Source organism: Aeromicrobium sp. A1-2 (assembly GCF_003443875.1).
Lineage (GTDB): Bacteria > Actinomycetota > Actinomycetes > Propionibacteriales > Nocardioidaceae > Aeromicrobium.
This window is the reverse complement of record NZ_CP027482.1, coordinates 2767969-2785425: the sequence shown is the minus strand read 5'-3', so window position 1 is coordinate 2785425 and position 17457 is coordinate 2767969. Positions and strand designations below refer to the sequence as shown.

The window sequence follows — 17457 nt, the reverse complement described above, 5'->3', positions numbered from 1 at the left end:
GGCGGGGGCTCCGGTCCCTCGTCCGCCTGTCGCACGGCGACGTCGCGGATCAGTCCCCGCGCGCGGCGCGCTCGGCCGCTGCCTCGGGATCCGCCACACCGCGGAACCGGCGGAAGCTGTAGACGATGAAGCCCAGCGCGATGATCGCCGACAGGATCAGCGTCGCTCCGGTGCCCCACCCGCCCATGAGCCACCAGCTGTCGCGGACCGGCCACCAGCCCGGCGCCTCGGACCCCAGGCCCCAGAACACGCCGATCGCTCCGAGCGCGACGGCGCCCGAGCCGCTGGCGATGATGCGTGGCCACGTCTGCACGCCGTCGGCAGCGGACTTGAAGGCCTGGATCTTGACCGGCTCGAGCCGCCGCTCGGCCCACTCGTACTGCTGGGACAGCACGGCGAGCCCGGCCACGAGCAGCAGCAGGCCCGGTCCTGGCAGGACCAGTGCGGCCACGCCGGCGAGCACCAGCGTCCAGCCGACGATCTCGAGGACCAGCCGGCGGATCACGCGGCTGGACTTGCGTCGCCGGTCGGTGGTCATGCGGGCACGATCGGCTGCGAGGTCATGCCCCATCATGGCAACCGACCGATGTCCCCGCACGACAAGCCCGGAGTCAGCGCTTGGTGCGCCTCGCCAGGCTCCGGTCCATGCGGCGGAACAGCGGCTGTGACACCTTGGTGATGACACCGGGCAGCGTCGCCATGCCGAGCTCGCCCATCGCGCCGGGCAGGCTCGTGACCCGTGTCGGTTTGTCGACAACTGCCTTGACCAGCCAGTTGGCCGCCTTGTCCGCGCTCAGCATCGGCATGGCCTGGTAGATCGAGGTCGCCCCCGACATCTCGGTGCGGACCATCGGGAAGTAGACGACCGTCGAGGTGACTCCCTGGTGGCCCAGCTCGGCGGTCAACGACCGGGTGAACGACTCGAGCGCCGCCTTGCTCGCGAGGTAGGCCGAGAACAGCGGGATCGGCACCTGGGTCGACATGCTCGACGACACCACGACATGTCCGTGGCCCTGCTCCAGGAAGCGCGGGACCAGCGCGAGGGTCAACCGCACCGCGCCGAAGTAGTTGATCGCCATGGTGCGCTCGTAGTCGTGCACGCGGTCGAGCGAGTCCGTGATGGGGCGCCGGATCGAACGGCCCGCATTGTTGACCAGGGCATCGATCCGGGGGTGTTCTGCGAGCAGCCGCGCCGCAACGGCCTCGGCAGCCTCGGGGTCCGCGAGGTCCACCGCGTACGTGTGAGCAGTGCCGCCGGCCGCAGCGATCTCGGCACGGATGATCTCCAGATCGTCCTCACGCCTGGCCAGCAGGCACACCGTCGCGCCGAGCCGCGCGAGCTTGCGCGCTGCTTCGGCGCCGATGCCGCTGGACGCGCCGGTCAGGACGACGGTTCGACCCTGCAGGCGGCCGGTCACTGCTCGACCGCCCCGAGCAGGGCCCGCAAAAGCCGCAGGCACCTCTGCATCATCTGCTCGGCAGTGTCGTCGGGGTGGTCCACCCACCAGTTCATGAGCGAGTCGACGATGCCAAGCCAGACCGCGGTCATGGCGGATACGTCGAGCTCGTCGTCGTTGCCCGCCAGGGACATGAGCTCGGCGACGCCTTCCTCGGCGAGCTTGCCGATCCGGTCGGCGTACAGCGTGACCGAGTCGGCGATGGGCCCCGTCGATGGCGCGGTCACATCGAAGAACAGCCGCCAGAGGTAGCGCTGCCGCTCCAGGAGCGCGAACATCCCGCCGAGGGTCTGCATGCCGCGCTCGATGCCGACCGTGTCTCCGCGGGCGATGCGCTCGATCTCGTCGGCGACCAGCGAGCCGCCGCGGTCGAGGCAGGCCTCGTACAGGCCCTCCTTCGAGCCGAAATAGTTGTAGATCAGCGGTTTGGAGATGCCTGCCAGCCCAGCGATCGCAGCAACTGACGTGGCGGCGTAGCCATGCGTTCCGAACTGTTCCGACGCGATGTCCAGGATCTGGGTCTCCCGGTCGAGGCGGGGGACGCCTTTGGTTCCGGCGTTGGGTCTGACCACGAGAACACTCTAGCGCCGGCATATATGATCGTGGTAACTTACCCCAAGGTCATATCAGTCAGGAGAATATCGATGAGCGAGTTCCTCGACCCGCTGCAGAACCCCACGCTGGTGGCGGCGCCCTTCTTCATCCTGTCGTTGCTCATCGAGTTGGCGGCCTTCCGCTTCCTCGAGACGGACGAGGAGATGCGCGGCTATGAGCGCAAGGATGCTCGGACCAGCCTCTGGATGGGGGTCGGCTCGATCTTCTCCAGCGCGGTCTTCAAGCTCAGCACCCTTGTCGTGTTCGTCGCGGTCAGCGTCCACCTCGCCCCCTGGCACCTGCCGACCGACACGTGGTGGTCCTGGGCGCTGCTGATCATCGGGCTGGATCTCGCCTTCTACCTGCAGCACCGCTTCGTGCACCGGGTCAGGATCGGCTGGGCGGCGCACCAGGCGCACCACTCCAGCGAGTACTTCAACCTGTCGACAGCGCTGCGGCAGAAGTGGAACCCGTGGGCCGAGGCCCTGTTCTGGCTGCCGTTCCCTTTCCTGGGGTTCGAGCCGTGGATGCTCTACGTCGCGTTCTCGTTCAACCTGATCTTCCAGTTCTTCGTGCACACCGAGCGCATCGACACGATGTGGCGACCCATCGAGCTGGTCTTCAACACGCCGTCGCACCACCGGGTCCACCACGGGAGCAACCCGGAGTACCTGGACAAGAACTACGCCGGCATCTTCATCGTGTGGGACCGGATGTTCGGGACCTTCCAGCACGAGTTGTTCCGTCCGACCTACGGACTGACCGTCCCGGTCGACACGTACAACCTGCTCCGCCTGCAGTACGGCGCGTACGGCGAGCTTTTCCGCGACGTCCACCGTGCCGCGAGCTGGCGGCACAAGCTCGGCTACGTCTTCATGCCGCCGGGCTGGCAGCGGGGGGAGTCTCGGGTCGAGGCCGAGCAGCCACGGGAGACCGCATCGCAGGATGCCTAGAGGCTGCGTGACATCCCGCCGTCGACCGGCAGCATGACTCCGGTGAGGTAGCCGGCAGCGGGGGACAGGACAAAGGCCGCGGCGCGACCGAACTCCTCGGGCCGGCCGTAGCGACGCAGCGGGATGGTCCCTTCGGCGGCCGACCGGGACGCGGCGGGATCCGCGCTCAGCGAGTCGAGGTGCTGGACCCGGGCCGTCTCGACCCGACCGGGCAGCAGGCCGTTGACGCGGATGCCGCGCGGGCCGAGCTCGTCGGCGAGGTTCTTGGCGGCCATCGCCAGGCCGGGCCGTAGGCCGTTGGAGATGCCCAGCCCGGGGATCGGGGCCTTGACCGACGTCGACAGGACGAACGCGATCGAGCCGCCCTCGTCGAGCTCCTCGGCCACCGCGACGGCGAGACGCATGGCGCCGAGGAACACCGTCTCGAACGACGCGCGCCACTCCTCCTCCGTGCGCTCGAGGATCGGACCGGCGGGCGGGCCGCCGACGCTGATCAGGGCGCCGTCCAGGCGACCGAACGTCTCTTGTGCAGTCGAGATGAGTAGTCCGGGTGCCGCCGGGTCGGCGTTGTCGACGGCCCGGCCGACCGCGAGCGGGCCGAGCTCGGCGACGGCGCGGTCGACCGACTCCTGCGAGCGGGACGAGATCACGACGCGGGCACCGTCGTCGACCAAGGCCTGTGCCGTGGCCCGGCCAAGGCCGCCGGTGGCCCCCGTCAGCAGGTAGACGCGATCGGTGAGTCCAAGATCCATGTGATCCAGACTAGGCCTGCCCGCCTGACGAGGCGGACCGTGCGGGGTGGAGATGTGGGTGGCCAGGGCCGGGGTCGAACCGGCGACCCTCCGCTTTTCAGGCGGATGCTCGTACCAACTGAGCTACCTGGCCGTGCTCGCGAACGAGCGACGATCACCTTATCGCACCGCGTGCGGCCGACTGAAATCGGCAGCCTGGAGATGCAAAAATCCCACGCACCTGGACTCCGGTGCGTGGGATCTTTCAGCTGGCGACCCCGACCGGACTCGAACCGGCGACCTCCGCCGTGACAGGGCGGCGCGCTAACCAACTGCGCTACGGGGCCTTGCTGTGAAACGCGGCTGAACCGCGCCGTAACTGTAACGTACAGGCGAGCCGTGGGACAAAACGGGTCACTCCGTCGGATGCGTTCTGGGGGTCTGCGGGCCTCGTCCGGTCGCATCCCCATCGGGATCGGCGACCTCCGGCTCCCACGCGAAGTCCGAACCCGGTGCAGCAGCCGATTCCTGTGCTGCGTCGCCGAAGGGCGTGCCGATGCCGGTGGAAGGTGCATCAAGCCGGATCTCGCCGCCCGGCGCGGGCCTGACGGTGTCGTCGATGCTGCGCGGATGCTGAGTCGTGGTGGCTCCCTGCCGCACGGTACGCAGCCACAGCACTGCCACGACGGCCGCGATGACGACGATGATGACCAAGAACTTCATGGGGTGTCCTCCTTGCCTGCGCCGAAGCGCTCGCGATCCAGCCTAGCCTCGGACGCCCGTCCCGCATCCCGGCTAGACGACCGTACGACCCGCCATCGCCGACCATGTGCCCGAGCGGGAATCAACAGCGGGCTGGGGTGGTTCTGTCATGGACATGCGCCAGGATCGAAGGCGACCGCGGCCAGCGATTGCCCGTTGCTCCGGTTCAGGCCAGACTGTTTCAAGCCTCATCCCCTGTTCAATGCCTACCTATCGCGCCCCGCGGAGGACCGCATGATCGAGTACCGCTCCATCGGCAAGACGTTCCCAGACGGTACGGAGGCGGTTGACGACTTCAGCCTGGCGCTGCCATCGCGCTCAACGACTGTCCTGGTGGGCTCGTCCGGCTGCGGCAAGACGACCTTGCTGCGGATGGTCAACCGGATGGTCGACCCGACCCACGGCCAGGTCCTGATCGACGACGTCGACATCGCGACGCGGGACCGGGTCGAGCTGCGGCGCAGCATCGGCTATGTCATGCAGGCCTCGGGCCTGCTCCCACACCGGACGGTCATCGACAACGTCGGGACGGTCCTGCGGCTGACCGGTGTCGACAAGAAGCAGGCCCGCGACCGCTCGTACGCGATGCTGGAGACCGTGGGGCTGGACGCTTCGCTCGCGACGAAGTACCCCAGCCAGCTGTCCGGTGGGCAGCAGCAGCGCGTGGGCGTCGCACGAGGGCTGGTGACCGATCCCAACATCCTGCTGATGGACGAGCCGTTCGGTGCGGTCGACCCGATCGTCCGCGAGGAGCTGCAGACCGAGCTGCTGCGCCTGCAGCGCGACCTCGACAAGACCATCGTGTTCGTGACGCACGACATCGACGAGGCGTTCCTGCTCGGCGACCAGGTCGTGATCCTCAAGAAGGGCGGGGAGATCGCTCAGGTCGGGTCCCCGGCCGAGATCCTCGCAGAGCCGGCCGATGCGTTCGTCAGCAGCTTCGTCGGGCTTGACCGTGGCACTCGCAAGCTGCACGTGGAGGAGCGCGACGGCAGGAAGATCGTGCTCGATGAGTCGGGCAAGGCTGCTGGAGTCCTGTCCGAATGAGTTGGCTGATCGACAACTTCGCCTACGTGTGGTCGTTGACCGTGCGGCACGCGTGGCTGAGCGCCGTGCCGATCGTGGTCGGCTTCGTCGTGGCGCTGCCGATCGGGTGGTACGCCGATCGCCATCCCCGGCTCCGCGGGAGCGTGCTGGGCTTCGTCGGCATCCTCTACACGATCCCGTCGCTTGCCCTGTTCGCCGTGCTGCCGGGCCTGCTCGGCACGGGCTTCCTGAGTCCGGTCAACGTCATCATCGCGCTGAGCATCTACGCCGCGGCGATCATGGTCCGCACGGCCTCGGACGCCTTCGGATCTGTGTCGCCGGCCGTGCTCGACGCCGCCTCGGCCAATGGCTACTCCCCTGCGCAGCGGGCCCTGCGCGTCCAACTGCCGCTCGCCGGCCCGGTGCTGCTCGCGGGCCTCCGGGTCGTGGCGGTCAGCACCGTGAGCCTGGTCAGCGTCGGTGCGCTGATCGGGGTGAGCAGTCTCGGCTCCCTGTTTACCGACGGCTATCGCCGCACGTTCAACACCGAGATCGTGATCGGCATCGCCGCGACGGTGCTGCTCGCCCTGGTCTTCGACCTGTTCCTCGTCCTGATGGGCCGTGTGCTCATGCCGTGGGCGAGTCTGGGCCGGCCGGTCAGGAGCGCCGCATGAGCATCTGGACCGACGCGGTGGACTGGCTGACCGACTCCGCGCACTGGAGTGGCGACGACGGCGTACCCCACCGCCTGCTCCAGCACCTGGGCTATACGGCAGACACTGTGCTGATCGCCGCTGTCATCGCTATTCCGCTCGGGCTGTGGATCGGGCACACCGGCCGGATGCGCACCGCCGCGGTGTCGATCACGGGGGCTTTGCGTGCGCTGCCGACACTGGGCCTGCTGACCTTCATCGTGCTGTTCATTGGCATCGGACTGACTCCGCCGCTGATCGCCCTGGTTGTGCTGTCCATCCCTTCCCTCCTGGCCGGCGCGTACTCCGGGCTCGAGTCGGTCGACCGGCAGACCATCGATGCGGCGCGGTCCATGGGCATGACCGAGTGGCAGATCCTGACCCAGGTCGAGATACCGCTCGCGCTGCCGATCATCGTCGGTGGGTTCCGGTCCGCAACGTTGCAGGTCGTCGCCACCGCGACGGTCGCCGCGTACGTATCGCTGGGCGGTCTGGGCCGCTACATCATCGATGGCCAGGCCACTCGGGACTATCCCCAGATGGTGGGCGGTTCGGTCCTGGTCGTGGCCCTGGCCCTCACCCTCGACGGCATCTTCGCCGGGCTTCAGCGCCTCGCGCGCGGCGCTCGTCCCGCTCTTTCCCCTTCGCAAGTCTGACCCCACCCAACAAGGAGAATCATGACCATCCACAAGCGAACTGCGGCAATCGCAGTAGCGGCCCTGCTCGGACTGTCGCTCGTTGCCTGCGGCAGCAGTGACCCGACCGACGGGGCGAAGGCGCCCGCCGACAGCATCACGGTCGGCTCGGCGGCCTTCCCCGAGAACGAGATCATCGCCGAGATCTACGCGCAGGCCCTGGAGGCCAAGGGCGTCAAGGTCGACAAAAAACTCAACATCGGCGCCCGCGAGGCCTACATCCCCGCGTTGGAGAACGGTGAGATCGACCTCCTCCCGGAGTACTCCGGCAACCTGCTCCAGTACGTCGACAAGGAGGCGACCGCGACCTCCTCCGAGGATGTCGCTGCGGCGCTCGGTGACGCACTGCCGGGCAAGCTCAAGGTGCTCGACGTCTCCAAGGCTGAGGACAAGGACTCCCTCAACGTCACGCCCGAGTTCGCGGCGTCCGAGGGTCTCAAGACCATTGGTGACCTGAAGAAGATCGATGGTCTGAAGGTCGGCGCGAACCCCGAGTTCAAGACCCGCCCGTTCGGCCTGCCAGGCATGGAACGGATCTACGGCATCACGGGTGCCAAGTTCACCGCGATCAGTGACGGCGGGGGCCCCGCGACGCTCAAGGCACTGCTCAGCGGCAAGGTCGACGTCGCGGACATCTACTCCACGACCCCGTCGATCCTGGCCAACAAGCTGGTCACGCTTGAGGACCCAGAGAACATGTTCGCGGCGCAGAATGTCGTGCCGCTGATCAATGGTGACAAGGCGTCGGACACCGTCACCACGGTGCTCAACGAGATCTCGGCTCAACTCACGACGCAGGACCTGCTGGAGCTCAACACCAAGAACCAGGGACCTGACAAGGCCGCTCCTGCGGACCTGGCCAAGCAGTGGTTGACCGACAAGGGCCTGATCTAGCACCTCACCAACCCGCTGGGCCTGACGTTTCTGCTCCGACACGCCGTACGTGTCTGTAGAAACGTCAGGCTCAACGTGGGGGTGGGTCAGGCGTTGACGCTCTGTCGGCTCGGGACGTGGTCGACCGGATCGCCCTCGCTGATGCCGAATCGGTCGTGCAGACTCCGGAGCGGTCGCGGTGCCCACCAGTTGGCTCTGCCGAGCAGTGCCATCAGGGAGGGCACCAACATCGCGCGAACGATCGTCGCATCGATCAGGACCGCGAGCGCCGTGCCGACTCCGAGCTCCTTGATGAAGATGATCTGAGACGTCGCGAACGAGCCGAGCGCGATCGCGAACAGCAGCGCGGCCGCGGTGACGATGCGTCCGGTCCGCTGCAGACCAAGGGCGACGGCCTCGCGTTCACCAGCCCCGGCGTCCCTCGCCTCCTTGATCCGGGTCAGGAGGAACACCGCGTAGTCGGTTGACAGGCCGAACACCACCGCGAACAGGAACACGGGTTGCGTCGACTCCAGGGCACCCTGGCTCGAGTAGTCCAAGATCCCCTCGAACCGGCCGTCCTGGAAGATCAGCACCAGCGCGCCGAACGTCGCGCTGATCGTCAGCACGTTCATCAGGAGGGCTTTGATCGGGAGGATCACCGAACCGGTCATCAAGAACAGCGTGAGGAAGGTCAACGTCGCGAGGATCGCCAGAGCCAGTGGAATCTTGGCAGCGATCGAGGCGACCTGGTCGACCTGCTCGGCGCTCTGGCCGCCGACCAGTACGGGTCCGGGCGCGTCGACTGCTCGGATGTCGGACACCAGGTTCAGCGTCTTGTCGTCGAGCGTCGAGTCCGCTGGGATGACGTCGACCTGCCAGGTGTCCCGGCCCAGGAAGCGAGGCTCGGCAACCTGGCCCGCACCGTCCAGAGAGCCGAGCGACGAGGCGAACGTCTGGATGTCGGCGGCGCCGGACTGTGGGGCCGTGACCGCCACGATGATCGGCGACGACTCGGCACCGACGAACTCGCTGCGAAGGATCGAGTCGACAGACTTGGACGGGCTGCCCTCGGGCAGGACCGTCGCGTCGACGCCGGTGAACTTCACGCCGAGAAACGGTGTGCCGAGCGCGAGCAGCACTGCTGCGCCAGCGATCGCGGTCCCGACCGGGAAGCGCATGACGAATTTCGACAAGCGGTACCAGAAGCCCTTGACCTCCGATCGTGCCTCGGCCAGCTGGGCCTGGCGCCAGCGCTTCGGCGCGAGGGCGTTGACCCGGTGCTCCAGCACGGCGAACAATGCGGGGAGCACGATGAGCGAAACTGCCGCGGCGGCCAGCGCAACGACCGTCACGCCGATGCCCATCGAGTAGAGGAAGCGCAGCGGGAAGACCAGCAGCGCCAGGCCGGCGCCGGCCACGGTCACAGCGGAGAAGGCGACGGTGCGACCTGCCGTCGCGACGGTGCGACGGATGGCCTCGGCCCCGGGCCCCACGCGTTCGAGCTCCTCGCGGTAGCGGGAGACCAGGAACAGCGAGTAGTCGATCGACAGGCCCAGGCCCAGGCCCGTGATGAGGTTGAGCGCGAAGATCGAGATGTCGACGAACTCGTTGATGCCTCGCACGATCAGCAACGAGGTCACGATGGTCAGACCGCCGACCAGGAGCGGCAGCAGGGCCGCGACGGCCGACCGGAAGACCAGCAGCGACACGATGAACAGCAGCGGGAACGCGATGAGCTCGGCCTTGATGAGGTCGGACTCGACGTGCTCATTGACTTCTTGGTACGCCGGGCCGAAGCCGCCGACCCGTACGCCGTCGATTCTGCCGAGCCGGTCGCGCAGGTGCTCGGTAGTCAGGTCTGCATCGACGCCGGACCTGTAGATCGCTGCGAAGTACGTCTGCGTGCCGTCCTCGGACAGGAACTGCTTGCCGTAGTCGGGTCCACCGACGACCTGCGCGACGGCGACTTCCTGCTTCAGCACAGCGGTCGCCTGGTTGATGGCTCTGCTGTCGTCGCTGTCGACCAGCACGATCACGCTCGGTGAGGCGTCCTGGCCGCTGGCCTGCTCGATCTGGGTGATCGCCCGGGCGCTGGTGGCGCCGGTGTCCGAGAACGAGTCGTTGTCGTTGTTCAGCAGCCCGGCGACCGGCCCGCCGAGGGCCCCGGCGACGACGAAGAACAGGACAGTCGCCCCGAGGACGCGACGTGGATGGGTGTTGGCCAATCGGCTCAGGGCAGTGAACATCAAAATTCCTTCGCAACGGCGTACGGATCGCCGTACAGCTCGGTCAGGTCGAGGGCGGCCACGACGGTCAGCAGCATGCCGTGCGCCATGAAGTCGCGGACCTCGTCGGCGGAGGCGTCGCTCAGCTCGGCGATCTCCTCCCAGATCTCGCGATACGTGCGTTGGGCGACGTCCTTGATGGCGGGATCGGACCCGGCCGCCCAGGTGTGGAGCTGGCAGCGCAGCGAGTTGGCATCCTCGGTCATGAAGCCGATGTACGCCATGGCCATCGCCTCGAGCGGGGACGCGTCCGAGGCGCGCTGCTCGACCGCGTCGCGAAATGTCTGGCGCAGCTTGGCGGTGTGATGCTCGATCGCCGCGCTGATCAGCCCGTCCTTGGTGCCGAACAGCCGGAACAGATAGGGCTGCGACACGCCTGCCCGCTCCGCGATGAGCTCGGTGGAGGTCGCCTGCATGCCGGATCGGCCGTACTCCTCGATCGCTGCCTCGAGGATCATGACCTTGCGGTCCTCGGCTTTCATGCGCTTCCCGGTCGCCATGCGCAACAAGTTAGTGATGACTCACAAACTTTGTCAACAGGTGCGCTCTGGCGAAGTCTGCGCCGGCCTGACATGCTTCGGAGCGGACAGAGGAGGTCTGCATGCCGCTCGTCGAGATCAACGGCGCCAAGATCAACATCGAGGACACCGAGACTCCGGCCGGAAGACCCGACGCCGCGACGGTCGTCTTCGGCCATGGGCTGCTGTTCAGCGGCCGGATGTTCGATGCGCAGGTGGAGCGGTTGGCCTCCCGGTATCGCTGCGTGACGATCGACTGGCGTGGGCAGGGCAGATCGCCCGCCGCGAGCGGGGGCTACGACATGGACACCCTGGCCGACGACGCAGCGGCTGTCATCGCGCAGCTCGGCCTCGGCAAGGTCCACTACGTCGGGCTCGCGATGGGTGGCTTCGTGGGGATGCGGCTCGCTGCCCGACGGCCCGAGCTGATCCGCTCGCTGACGCTGCTGGACACCAGCGCAGGTCCCGAGGACCCGGACAAGGTCAGCCGCTACAGGTTGCTGGCGAAGATCTACGGCCTGCTCGGACTGGGACCGGTCGCTTCACAGGTCAAGCCGCTGATGTTCGGACCCACCTACCTGGCCAGTGATCGCTCGAAGCCACAGATCGAGGCGTGGCTCAACGAGGTCAGGGGGGTCAAGCGCTCGGGCATGAAGCAGGCGATCTACGGCGTCACGGACCGGCTGGCGATCCTGCCCGAGCTGGGTCAGGTCACCGCGCCGACCCTCGTGGTCGTCGGTGCCGATGACGTCGCGACGCCGGTCGCCAAGTCCGAGATCATCACCGGCGCGATCGATGGCGCTCGTCTGGAGATCGTCCCGGACTCGGGCCACTCCAGCACGATCGAGCAGCCTGATGCGCTCAGCGACCTGATCGAGGCGTTCATCGACCAGCACTAGTTGGCGGCCGGAACACCCACGGGCCGGTCGGCTGAGTGGTCGGGTCGAATGATCGCAGCAGCTCGACGGGGGAGGTGCCGCTCAGGCCCCAGGACCTTGCCAGCAGGTCGAAGGCATCGACGCCGTGCTGGCGCAGCTGCTCGAGCGTCACGGCCCCGTCGCGCTTGGCGAGGCGTCGACCCGTGACGTTGAGCGCGAGCGGCACGTGGACATAGGTCGGGATCGCCGCGCCGAGCAGCCCTCCGAGGTAGGCCTGACGGGGCGACGAGGCGAGCAGGTCGTCGCCCCGCACGACCTGGTCGACGCCTTGCTCGGCATCGTCCACGACAACCGCGAGGTTGTAGGCCGGCACGCCGTCGCCCCGCCGCAGCACGAAGTCATCGACGGCTCCCTCGTACGAGCCGTGGATCTCGTCCTGCACGACGAACTTGCTCACGTCCGCTCGCAGGCGCAGAGCGGCCGGACGCCGCCGGCGAAGATCCGCACTCTGGGCGTTCGTGAGCTCCCGGCATGTGCCGGGATAGGCGCCCGGAGGCGCGTGCGGAGCCGTGGGGGCCTGCCGGATCTCGCGTCGGGAGCAAAAGCACTGGTAGGTCCGGCCCGCACGTTCCAGCTGGTCCAGCGCCTCGGCGTAGGACGCATGGCGCTCGGATTGCCGGAGCGGCTCGTCGTCCCAGTCCAGCCCGATCGCGCGCAGGTCGGCGAGCTGACGTCGCTCGGCGCCTGGCCGTACGCGGTCCAGGTCCTCGATGCGGAGCAGGAAGTCACGCCCGGAGTGGCGTGCCCAGAGCCACGCGAGCAGCGCGGTGCGCAGGTTGCCGATGTGCAGGTCACCCGACGGCGAGGGGGCGAATCGTCCAGCGCTCACAGTGCCATTGTGCCGGGCGGCGGCAGGCTGAGCCCGGTTACGGCAGCTGCTTCTCGTAGTGCCTGAACACCTCGTCTGCCTGGTAGCCGCTGCGGTCGTACACCGCTTGCGCGCGCAGGTTGGCGTGCGCCGTGGCGAGCTCGATCGAGACGGCGCCCGCGTCGACCGCGAGCGTCGCGGCAGTGTGGAGGAGTGCATCGACCGCGCCGGCGCCGCGAGCGTCCTCCAGGACGTACAGGTCGTTGAGGATCCAGATCGGTGCGAGCCTGGTTGACGAGAACGCCGGATAGATCTGGCTGAATCCGACGGCTCGATCGCCGTCGCGCACGATCAGCACGATCGACTCGTCGCGCGCCAGGCGACGAGCTAGAAAGCTGGCCGAGGCCTCCAGGTCGTAGGGCTCGCCGTAGAACTCCCGGTAGGCCGCGAACAGCGGAGCGGCTTCGGAGACTTCGGCGAGCTGAGCTCGGATGACCTTCATCGGATCAGCGTCCCATGCGAGCCGCGAGCCGGTATGCCACACCCAGGGCGAGCACGCCCAGACCCGTGAGGATCGAGGTGGGCGGAAGCGTCGCGACGAGCACAAGGCAGCCTCCGGCCCCCAGAACCTGGAGTGTCCGAGGATAGCGCCGATCCCGACCCGCCTGGGTGTAGGCCGAGGCGTTGGCGACCAGGTAGTACAGCAGCACGCCGAACGACGAAAAACCGATCGCACCCCTGAGGTCGATCGTCAGCACCAGTGCGCTCACGACCACCGCGAGCGTGAGCTCTGCGTGATGGGGGACCCGGTACCGAGGGTGGACGCCTGCGAGCCACAGCGGCAGGTCCCGGTTGCGGGCCATGGCCAGGCTGGTGCGCCCGACGCCGGCGATCAGCGCGAGCAGTGCGCCCAACGATGCCGCGGCGGCGCCGGCGCGGACAACTGGCGCGGCCCAGCTCCACCCCGCGGCGCCGACGACATCCGCGAGCGGTGCGGTGGACGTCGCGAGCTCGCCGGGACCGATCGAGCGGAGCACGGTGGTGGCGACGAGCGTGTAGACCACCAGGACGATCCCCAGTGCGGCGATGATCGCCAGCGGGATCGTGCGGCGGGGATGCTTGACCTCCTCGCCCATCGTCGCGATGCGGGCGTATCCGGCAAACGCGAAGAACAGCAGGCCGGCCGACTGCAGGATCCCGTACCAGCCCTCGGCGAACAGGCCGGTGGTCAGGTCGTGACCCTGTGGGGTGCCGGCTGCCCTGCCACCGACCACGACCATGGCAAGGACCACCAGCACGAAGGCGACGATGACGCGGGCCAGTGTCGCGGTGCGGGTCACGCCGAAGTAGTTGACCGCGGTGAGGGCCGCGACGGCCGCCACGGCGACGAATCTCTCGCCGTCACCGGGAACCGCGTATGCCGCGAACGTCAGGGCCATGGCCGCACAGCTCGCGGTCTTGCCGATCACGAAGCTCCAGCCGGCCAGGAAGCCGGCCCAGTCGCCGAGCCGTTCGCGTCCGTAGACGTACGTGCCGCCCGACGTCGGGTACTGGGCCGCCAGCTGGGCCGACGCCGTCGCATTGCAGAGTGCGACCAGGGCCGCGATCGCGAGCCCGATCAGCAGCCCCGCGCCGGCCGCCGCAGCGGCGGGGGCGAATGAGGCGAAGATCCCGGCCCCGATCATCGAGCCCAGGCCGATGACGACCGCATCGACGGTCCCGAGCCGACGCGGCAGTGCCGGGCCGGAGCTCACGCTCTTGCACCTGGCACGTGCGGAATCTATCAAGGCGCCGGACGGCCCGCTCTCACCCCAGTGGCTCGGGACGTACGCGTACCGGTGCCAACGCCCTGACGACCACGACCGCCGTGATGGATCCCGCTGCCATGACCGACGCCAGCACCACGATCTGGAACCTGCCCGCCTCGAACGGAGAAACACCGCCGAAGATCGCACCCACGAACGCGCCGGGGAGCGTGACGAGTCCGGTCGTCTTGGTCTGGTCGGTCGAAGGGATCAAGGCCGAGTACACCGCGGAACGGGCGAACATCATGGTCGACTGTGCCGGGGTGGCTCCCAGTGCGAGCCAGCCCTCGACCTCGTCCCAGTGCTCGTCGATCGCCTCGTGCAGTCGGCGCCCGGCCAGCGTCGCGATCGACATCGCGTTACCGATCACGATGCCGCCGATCGCGAGCGCGTAGCGAGGCGACGGGTTCAGCGCGTCGGTCAGGAACACGATCGCCAGGGTCACGCCGATCCCGGCCGCCATCGCTCCGCCCAAGAGAGCCAGGTGCCGCCAGCTCCAGCCGATCCTTCGGGTGGCTGTGCTGGCAGCCACCGAGAACATCACGACGAGTGCGACCGTGACCCACAGCGGGCTGGCGATGACCTTGCCGAGCACCAGGCTGATCACCGCCAGCTGGACCGCGCCGCGCGCGATCGCCCACGACGGGGCGAACGGGTGGGGTGTCCGTGCGCTCCACAGGACCGCGATCGTCAGGGCGACCAGCAGACCGACGCCGAGTGCCGTGGGACCCAGCGGCTCGTGTGGAGGCATGGGTGGAGCGTAGACCGGCCCGCGGCACCCCGCGGGCGGGTCGCTCTACCCGAGCGAACGGTCCGTCCGTCCTCCATCCGGCTAAAAACCTACGACTGCCCACACCAGAGAGCCGGTGAGCATCGCGGCAAGGGTGACCACCGGTAGCCGGTCCAGTACTGGGTGGGGCTTCTCCCAAGTCGGGTCGAGCTTGGACCTCAGCCACGCACCTCCGACGAAGACACCGACGAGGACGATGCCGATGTAGATGGCGAAGAAGTGGGTGTCGAAGAACGACCCGAGGTACCAGTAGTCGTCCCGCACCGATTCGGCTCTTCGCGGGCGCGAGGGCTGCAGCGTCATGAGCGGAAAGACTGCGACCCACAGGAACGGCCACGTCCAGAAGAAGATTCCCGTGCGTCGCTCCTTGGTGATCATCAGCATGAGGGCATAGCCGAAGACAGGGAAGATCGACCCCCAGCCCACGAGGGCGGCCGCGCGAGGTGTGTCGCCCAGTGCGTGGATGGCCCCGTCGAACACGCGCGCCCACCACCACTGAGTGATCCTGCTGACGAAGACCGCCGCGACGAGCAGGATGATTCCCGCCGCGACGGTCCGGTTGCCCGGCACCGATGGTTTGGTGGAGGGTGACTCGTTGCTCGCGTCCACGTTGGGCCCTCTCCGGTGATCATGCGTCGGCCCGCGACGAGCTCCTCGAGCTCCGGGCGGGAGTCGCCTGGCTTCTCGTACGTGTCGTCCACCCGTCAACCGGGTGCCTAGACCCCGCGGGGCAACTGTTGGAAAACTGTCTCCACGAGGTTGCCGGCGCCATGGATTTGGCTCGCACCCGTGGCCGCTGGGCGGCGGCCGCGGCGGGCCCCGCGTCCGCTGCTGCTGCCCCAGTCTCGCCCGAGCATGAGGTGCGGAGGAACGAGAGAGGCTTGCTGCGCAGCATCTCTGCTGGTCAGGCCGATTGTCGGTGGTACCCCCAACGGGATTCGAACCCGTGCTACCGCCGTGAAAGGGCGGCGTCCTAGGCCGCTAGACGATGGGGGCCGGAAAACCCGTTCAGCATAGTGGGTGAGCCGGACGGTCCCCAAACCGCGGGGGGCAAGATGGGTTCATGGTCGAGATCAGCGAGGATCGGTTCGCCGAGCTCGTGGAGGCTGCGTTCGCTGCCGTGCCCCCTGAGCTTGCCGCGTTGCTGGACAACGTCGTGCTGTTCATCGAGGACGATGCGCCGGTGGACGACCCCACGCTGCTGGGCTTCTACGACGGGATACCGCTGACCGAGCGGGACAGCTCGTACGGAGGGGCGATGCCGGATCGCATCGTCGTGTGCCGCAATCCGACGCTGGAGATCTGCGACACCGAGCAGGACGTCGTCGAAGAGGTCGGCATCACGGTCGTGCACGAGATCGCCCACCACTTCGGCATCGAGGACGACCGGCTGCACGAGTTGGGCTATGCCTGAGATCCGCCGCGCGGCCGACAGGTTCCGCACCGAGGCCGACGGCGTCGACACGTGGCACAGCTTTTCCTACGGCGCGCACTACGACGCCGACAACGTGGGCTTCGGGCCGATCGTCGCGATCAACACCGAGCGCATCGAGGCGGGGCGTGGCTACGACCTGCACCACCACGCCGACGTCGAGATCGTCACGTGGATCGTCGAGGGTGCGCTGCAGCACGAGGACGGCACCGGCCACGGGGGCGTGATCCTCCCGGGCGCGGCCCAGCGGCTCAGCGCCGGCACGGGAGTCCAGCACTCCGAGCAGAACGCCTCGTTCGACCAGCCTGTGGTCTTCATCCAGATGATGCTGGCGTCCGACCACGACGCCGAGCCCGAATACGCCCAGGTCGAGGTCGACCCGCAGTGCGGGGTCCTGACTCCGACCGTCAAGGTCCACGCGCCGGCCGAGCTTTTCGTCGCTCGCCTCGACGCCGAGGAGTCGGTGCACGTCCCCGCGACCTCGCGAAGCCTGGTGCACGTGATCTCCGGCTCCCTGACGTTGGGCGACACCGTGCTGGCCGCGGGCGATGAGGCACGACTCACCGACCGGGGTGAGTACGATCTGAGGGCGTCCAGCGCCGCGATCGCGCTGATCTGGCAACTGCAGAGGTGACTTCGATGACGGTCCTCGTCCTCAACGGCCCCAACCTGGGCCGTCTCGGCGTGCGCGAGCCCGAGGTCTATGGCAAGGCGACGTATGCAGATCTGATTGCCCGCTGCGAGGAGATCGGCGCCGAGCTGAATCTGGCGATCGACGTTCGCCAGACCGATGCCGAGGCCGAGATGATCGGCTGGCTCCACGAGGCGGCCGACGCGGGATCGCCGGTGGTCCTCAACGCTGGCGCGTGGACCCACACCTCGGTCGCGGTCCGCGATGCCGCGAGCCAGCTCACGGCCCCCCTGATCGAGGTCCACCTCAGCAACGTGCACGCGCGCGAAGCCTTCCGGCACACGTCCTACCTCAGCGACATCGCCGCCGCCGTGATCGTCGGCATGGGCATCGAGGGATATGCCGCGGCACTACGGTTCCTCGCCAGCAAATAGCGCCACCTGCAAGGCGCGACGTCCCGCGCC

At 68.0% G+C, this 17457-nt stretch carries 21 protein-coding genes and 3 tRNA genes; 9 read left to right on the top strand and 15 right to left on the bottom strand.

The annotated features are described in order from the left end of the window. Positions 1 to 49: 49 nt before the first annotated feature. The 3 genes from C6I20_RS13650 to C6I20_RS13640 form a co-directional block, all read right to left on the bottom strand. Positions 50 to 538 carry a PGPGW domain-containing protein gene (locus tag C6I20_RS13650; RefSeq protein ID WP_118398934.1) on the bottom strand — a complete coding sequence of 163 codons (489 nt, stop codon included), beginning with the start codon at positions 536 to 538 and terminating at the stop codon, positions 50 to 52. Positions 539 to 611: 73 nt separating this feature from the next. Next, positions 612 to 1418, bottom strand: a complete 807-nt coding sequence (locus C6I20_RS13645) for an SDR family NAD(P)-dependent oxidoreductase (protein ID WP_174232955.1) — start codon at positions 1416 to 1418, stop codon at positions 612 to 614. Beyond that, the gene (locus tag C6I20_RS13640) at positions 1415 to 2029 is read right to left on the bottom strand and encodes a TetR/AcrR family transcriptional regulator (RefSeq protein ID WP_118396743.1); all 615 of its coding nucleotides are present in this window, start codon (positions 2027 to 2029) and stop codon (positions 1415 to 1417) included. The genes C6I20_RS13645 and C6I20_RS13640 overlap by 4 nt, the downstream gene beginning before the upstream one ends. A 72-nt stretch (positions 2030 to 2101) precedes the next feature. Here C6I20_RS13640 and C6I20_RS13635 point away from each other — a divergent pair, with 72 nt between their 5' ends. After that, the gene (locus C6I20_RS13635) at positions 2102 to 3004 is read left to right on the top strand and encodes a sterol desaturase family protein (protein WP_118396741.1); all 903 of its coding nucleotides are present in this window, start codon (positions 2102 to 2104) and stop codon (positions 3002 to 3004) included. Here the strand turns inward: C6I20_RS13635 and C6I20_RS13630 are convergent. From C6I20_RS13630 to C6I20_RS13615, 4 genes are all read right to left on the bottom strand, one after another. Further along, positions 3001 to 3756 (bottom strand): SDR family oxidoreductase, encoded by a 756-nt coding sequence (locus C6I20_RS13630; RefSeq protein WP_118396739.1) that lies wholly within the window; start codon positions 3754 to 3756, stop codon positions 3001 to 3003. The genes C6I20_RS13635 and C6I20_RS13630 overlap by 4 nt on opposite strands. A 59-nt stretch (positions 3757 to 3815) precedes the next feature. Next, positions 3816 to 3889 (bottom strand) — tRNA-Phe (locus tag C6I20_RS13625). A 116-nt stretch (positions 3890 to 4005) separates the two neighbouring features. Next, positions 4006 to 4082, bottom strand: a tRNA-Asp gene (locus tag C6I20_RS13620). 67 nt (positions 4083 to 4149) lie between these two features. Beyond that, a complete protein-coding gene (locus C6I20_RS13615; RefSeq protein ID WP_118396737.1) occupies positions 4150 to 4458 on the bottom strand; it encodes a hypothetical protein in 309 nt (102 codons plus the stop codon). A gap of 273 nt (positions 4459 to 4731) precedes the next feature. Between C6I20_RS13615 and C6I20_RS13610 the strand changes: the two genes are divergently transcribed. From C6I20_RS13610 to C6I20_RS13595, 4 genes are read left to right on the top strand one after another with little or no spacing between them, the layout of a single operon-like run. After that, the gene (locus C6I20_RS13610) at positions 4732 to 5544 is read left to right on the top strand and encodes an ABC transporter ATP-binding protein (protein WP_118396735.1); all 813 of its coding nucleotides are present in this window, start codon (positions 4732 to 4734) and stop codon (positions 5542 to 5544) included. Beyond that, the gene (locus tag C6I20_RS13605; protein ID WP_118396733.1) at positions 5541 to 6197 is read left to right on the top strand and encodes an ABC transporter permease; all 657 of its coding nucleotides are present in this window, start codon (positions 5541 to 5543) and stop codon (positions 6195 to 6197) included. The genes C6I20_RS13610 and C6I20_RS13605 overlap by 4 nt, the downstream gene beginning before the upstream one ends. After that, complete coding sequence (locus C6I20_RS13600) at positions 6194 to 6871, top strand: ABC transporter permease (RefSeq protein WP_118396730.1); 678 nt, start codon at positions 6194 to 6196, stop codon at positions 6869 to 6871. Before C6I20_RS13605 ends, C6I20_RS13600 begins: the two co-directional genes overlap by 4 nt. 21 nt (positions 6872 to 6892) lie before the next feature. Further along, complete coding sequence (locus C6I20_RS13595) at positions 6893 to 7804, top strand: ABC transporter substrate-binding protein (protein WP_118396728.1); 912 nt, start codon at positions 6893 to 6895, stop codon at positions 7802 to 7804. Between the two features lie 86 nt (positions 7805 to 7890). Here C6I20_RS13595 and C6I20_RS13590 read toward each other — a convergent pair whose 3' ends face one another. Beyond that, positions 7891 to 10032 (bottom strand): MMPL family transporter, encoded by a 2142-nt coding sequence (locus C6I20_RS13590; protein WP_118396726.1) that lies wholly within the window; start codon positions 10030 to 10032, stop codon positions 7891 to 7893. Beyond that, positions 10032 to 10571: a TetR/AcrR family transcriptional regulator gene (locus tag C6I20_RS13585; RefSeq protein ID WP_118396724.1), complete on the bottom strand. Its 540-nt coding sequence runs from the start codon at positions 10569 to 10571 to the stop codon at positions 10032 to 10034. Before C6I20_RS13585 ends, C6I20_RS13590 begins: the two co-directional genes overlap by 1 nt. Positions 10572 to 10672: 101 nt before the next feature. Between C6I20_RS13585 and C6I20_RS13580 the strand changes: the two genes are divergently transcribed. Further along, positions 10673 to 11488, top strand: coding sequence for an alpha/beta fold hydrolase (locus C6I20_RS13580; RefSeq protein WP_118396722.1), 816 nt, complete (start codon positions 10673 to 10675; stop codon positions 11486 to 11488). Here C6I20_RS13580 and gluQRS read toward each other — a convergent pair. The 6 genes from gluQRS to C6I20_RS13550 form a co-directional block, all read right to left on the bottom strand. After that, positions 11472 to 12356, bottom strand: coding sequence for a tRNA glutamyl-Q(34) synthetase GluQRS (gene gluQRS / locus C6I20_RS13575; protein ID WP_118396720.1), 885 nt, complete (start codon positions 12354 to 12356; stop codon positions 11472 to 11474). The genes C6I20_RS13580 and gluQRS overlap by 17 nt on opposite strands. A gap of 37 nt (positions 12357 to 12393) precedes the next feature. Further along, the gene (locus C6I20_RS13570; RefSeq protein ID WP_118396718.1) at positions 12394 to 12837 is read right to left on the bottom strand and encodes a GNAT family N-acetyltransferase; all 444 of its coding nucleotides are present in this window, start codon (positions 12835 to 12837) and stop codon (positions 12394 to 12396) included. A gap of 4 nt (positions 12838 to 12841) precedes the next feature. Further along, complete coding sequence (locus tag C6I20_RS13565; protein ID WP_118396716.1) at positions 12842 to 14089, bottom strand: APC family permease; 1248 nt, start codon at positions 14087 to 14089, stop codon at positions 12842 to 12844. Positions 14090 to 14141: 52 nt separating this feature from the next. Continuing rightward, positions 14142 to 14891 carry an ABC transporter permease gene (locus C6I20_RS13560; RefSeq protein ID WP_118396714.1) on the bottom strand — a complete coding sequence of 250 codons (750 nt, stop codon included), beginning with the start codon at positions 14889 to 14891 and terminating at the stop codon, positions 14142 to 14144. 81 nt (positions 14892 to 14972) lie between these two features. Continuing rightward, positions 14973 to 15539, bottom strand: a complete 567-nt coding sequence (locus C6I20_RS13555; protein WP_118396712.1) for a hypothetical protein — start codon at positions 15537 to 15539, stop codon at positions 14973 to 14975. 311 nt (positions 15540 to 15850) lie between these two features. Further along, positions 15851 to 15926, bottom strand: a tRNA-Glu gene (locus tag C6I20_RS13550). Between the two features lie 67 nt (positions 15927 to 15993). On the opposite strand from C6I20_RS13550, the gene C6I20_RS13545 reads away from it, so the two are divergent. The 3 genes from C6I20_RS13545 to aroQ are packed head-to-tail and all read left to right on the top strand — an operon-like array spanning position 15994 to position 17427. After that, complete coding sequence (locus tag C6I20_RS13545; RefSeq protein WP_118396710.1) at positions 15994 to 16344, top strand: metallopeptidase family protein; 351 nt, start codon at positions 15994 to 15996, stop codon at positions 16342 to 16344. Beyond that, positions 16337 to 16996, top strand: coding sequence for a pirin family protein (locus C6I20_RS13540; protein WP_118396708.1), 660 nt, complete (start codon positions 16337 to 16339; stop codon positions 16994 to 16996). The genes C6I20_RS13545 and C6I20_RS13540 overlap by 8 nt, the downstream gene beginning before the upstream one ends. Before the next feature lie 5 nt (positions 16997 to 17001). Next, positions 17002 to 17427 (top strand): type II 3-dehydroquinate dehydratase, encoded by a 426-nt coding sequence (gene aroQ, locus C6I20_RS13535; protein ID WP_118396706.1) that lies wholly within the window; start codon positions 17002 to 17004, stop codon positions 17425 to 17427. The last annotated feature ends 30 nt before the right edge of the window (positions 17428 to 17457 follow it).

Coding starts and splice junctions, on each gene's coding strand:
- C6I20_RS13545 (WP_118396710.1), top strand. CDS start 15,994: ATGGTCGAGATCAGCGAGGATCGGTTCGCCGAGCTCGTGGAGGCTGCG.
- C6I20_RS13585 (WP_118396724.1), bottom strand. CDS start 10,571: ATGGCGACCGGGAAGCGCATGAAAGCCGAGGACCGCAAGGTCATGATC.
- C6I20_RS13600 (WP_118396730.1), top strand. CDS start 6,194: ATGAGCATCTGGACCGACGCGGTGGACTGGCTGACCGACTCCGCGCAC.
- aroQ (WP_118396706.1), top strand. CDS start 17,002: ATGACGGTCCTCGTCCTCAACGGCCCCAACCTGGGCCGTCTCGGCGTG.
- C6I20_RS13595 (WP_118396728.1), top strand. CDS start 6,893: ATGACCATCCACAAGCGAACTGCGGCAATCGCAGTAGCGGCCCTGCTC.
- C6I20_RS13650 (WP_118398934.1), bottom strand. CDS start 538: ATGACCACCGACCGGCGACGCAAGTCCAGCCGCGTGATCCGCCGGCTG.
- C6I20_RS13635 (WP_118396741.1), top strand. CDS start 2,102: ATGAGCGAGTTCCTCGACCCGCTGCAGAACCCCACGCTGGTGGCGGCG.
- C6I20_RS13605 (WP_118396733.1), top strand. CDS start 5,541: ATGAGTTGGCTGATCGACAACTTCGCCTACGTGTGGTCGTTGACCGTG.
- C6I20_RS13560 (WP_118396714.1), bottom strand. CDS start 14,891: ATGCCTCCACACGAGCCGCTGGGTCCCACGGCACTCGGCGTCGGTCTG.
- C6I20_RS13580 (WP_118396722.1), top strand. CDS start 10,673: ATGCCGCTCGTCGAGATCAACGGCGCCAAGATCAACATCGAGGACACC.
- C6I20_RS13630 (WP_118396739.1), bottom strand. CDS start 3,756: ATGGATCTTGGACTCACCGATCGCGTCTACCTGCTGACGGGGGCCACC.
- C6I20_RS13590 (WP_118396726.1), bottom strand. CDS start 10,032: ATGTTCACTGCCCTGAGCCGATTGGCCAACACCCATCCACGTCGCGTC.
- C6I20_RS13570 (WP_118396718.1), bottom strand. CDS start 12,837: ATGAAGGTCATCCGAGCTCAGCTCGCCGAAGTCTCCGAAGCCGCTCCG.
- C6I20_RS13540 (WP_118396708.1), top strand. CDS start 16,337: ATGCCTGAGATCCGCCGCGCGGCCGACAGGTTCCGCACCGAGGCCGAC.
- C6I20_RS13610 (WP_118396735.1), top strand. CDS start 4,732: ATGATCGAGTACCGCTCCATCGGCAAGACGTTCCCAGACGGTACGGAG.
- C6I20_RS13615 (WP_118396737.1), bottom strand. CDS start 4,458: ATGAAGTTCTTGGTCATCATCGTCGTCATCGCGGCCGTCGTGGCAGTG.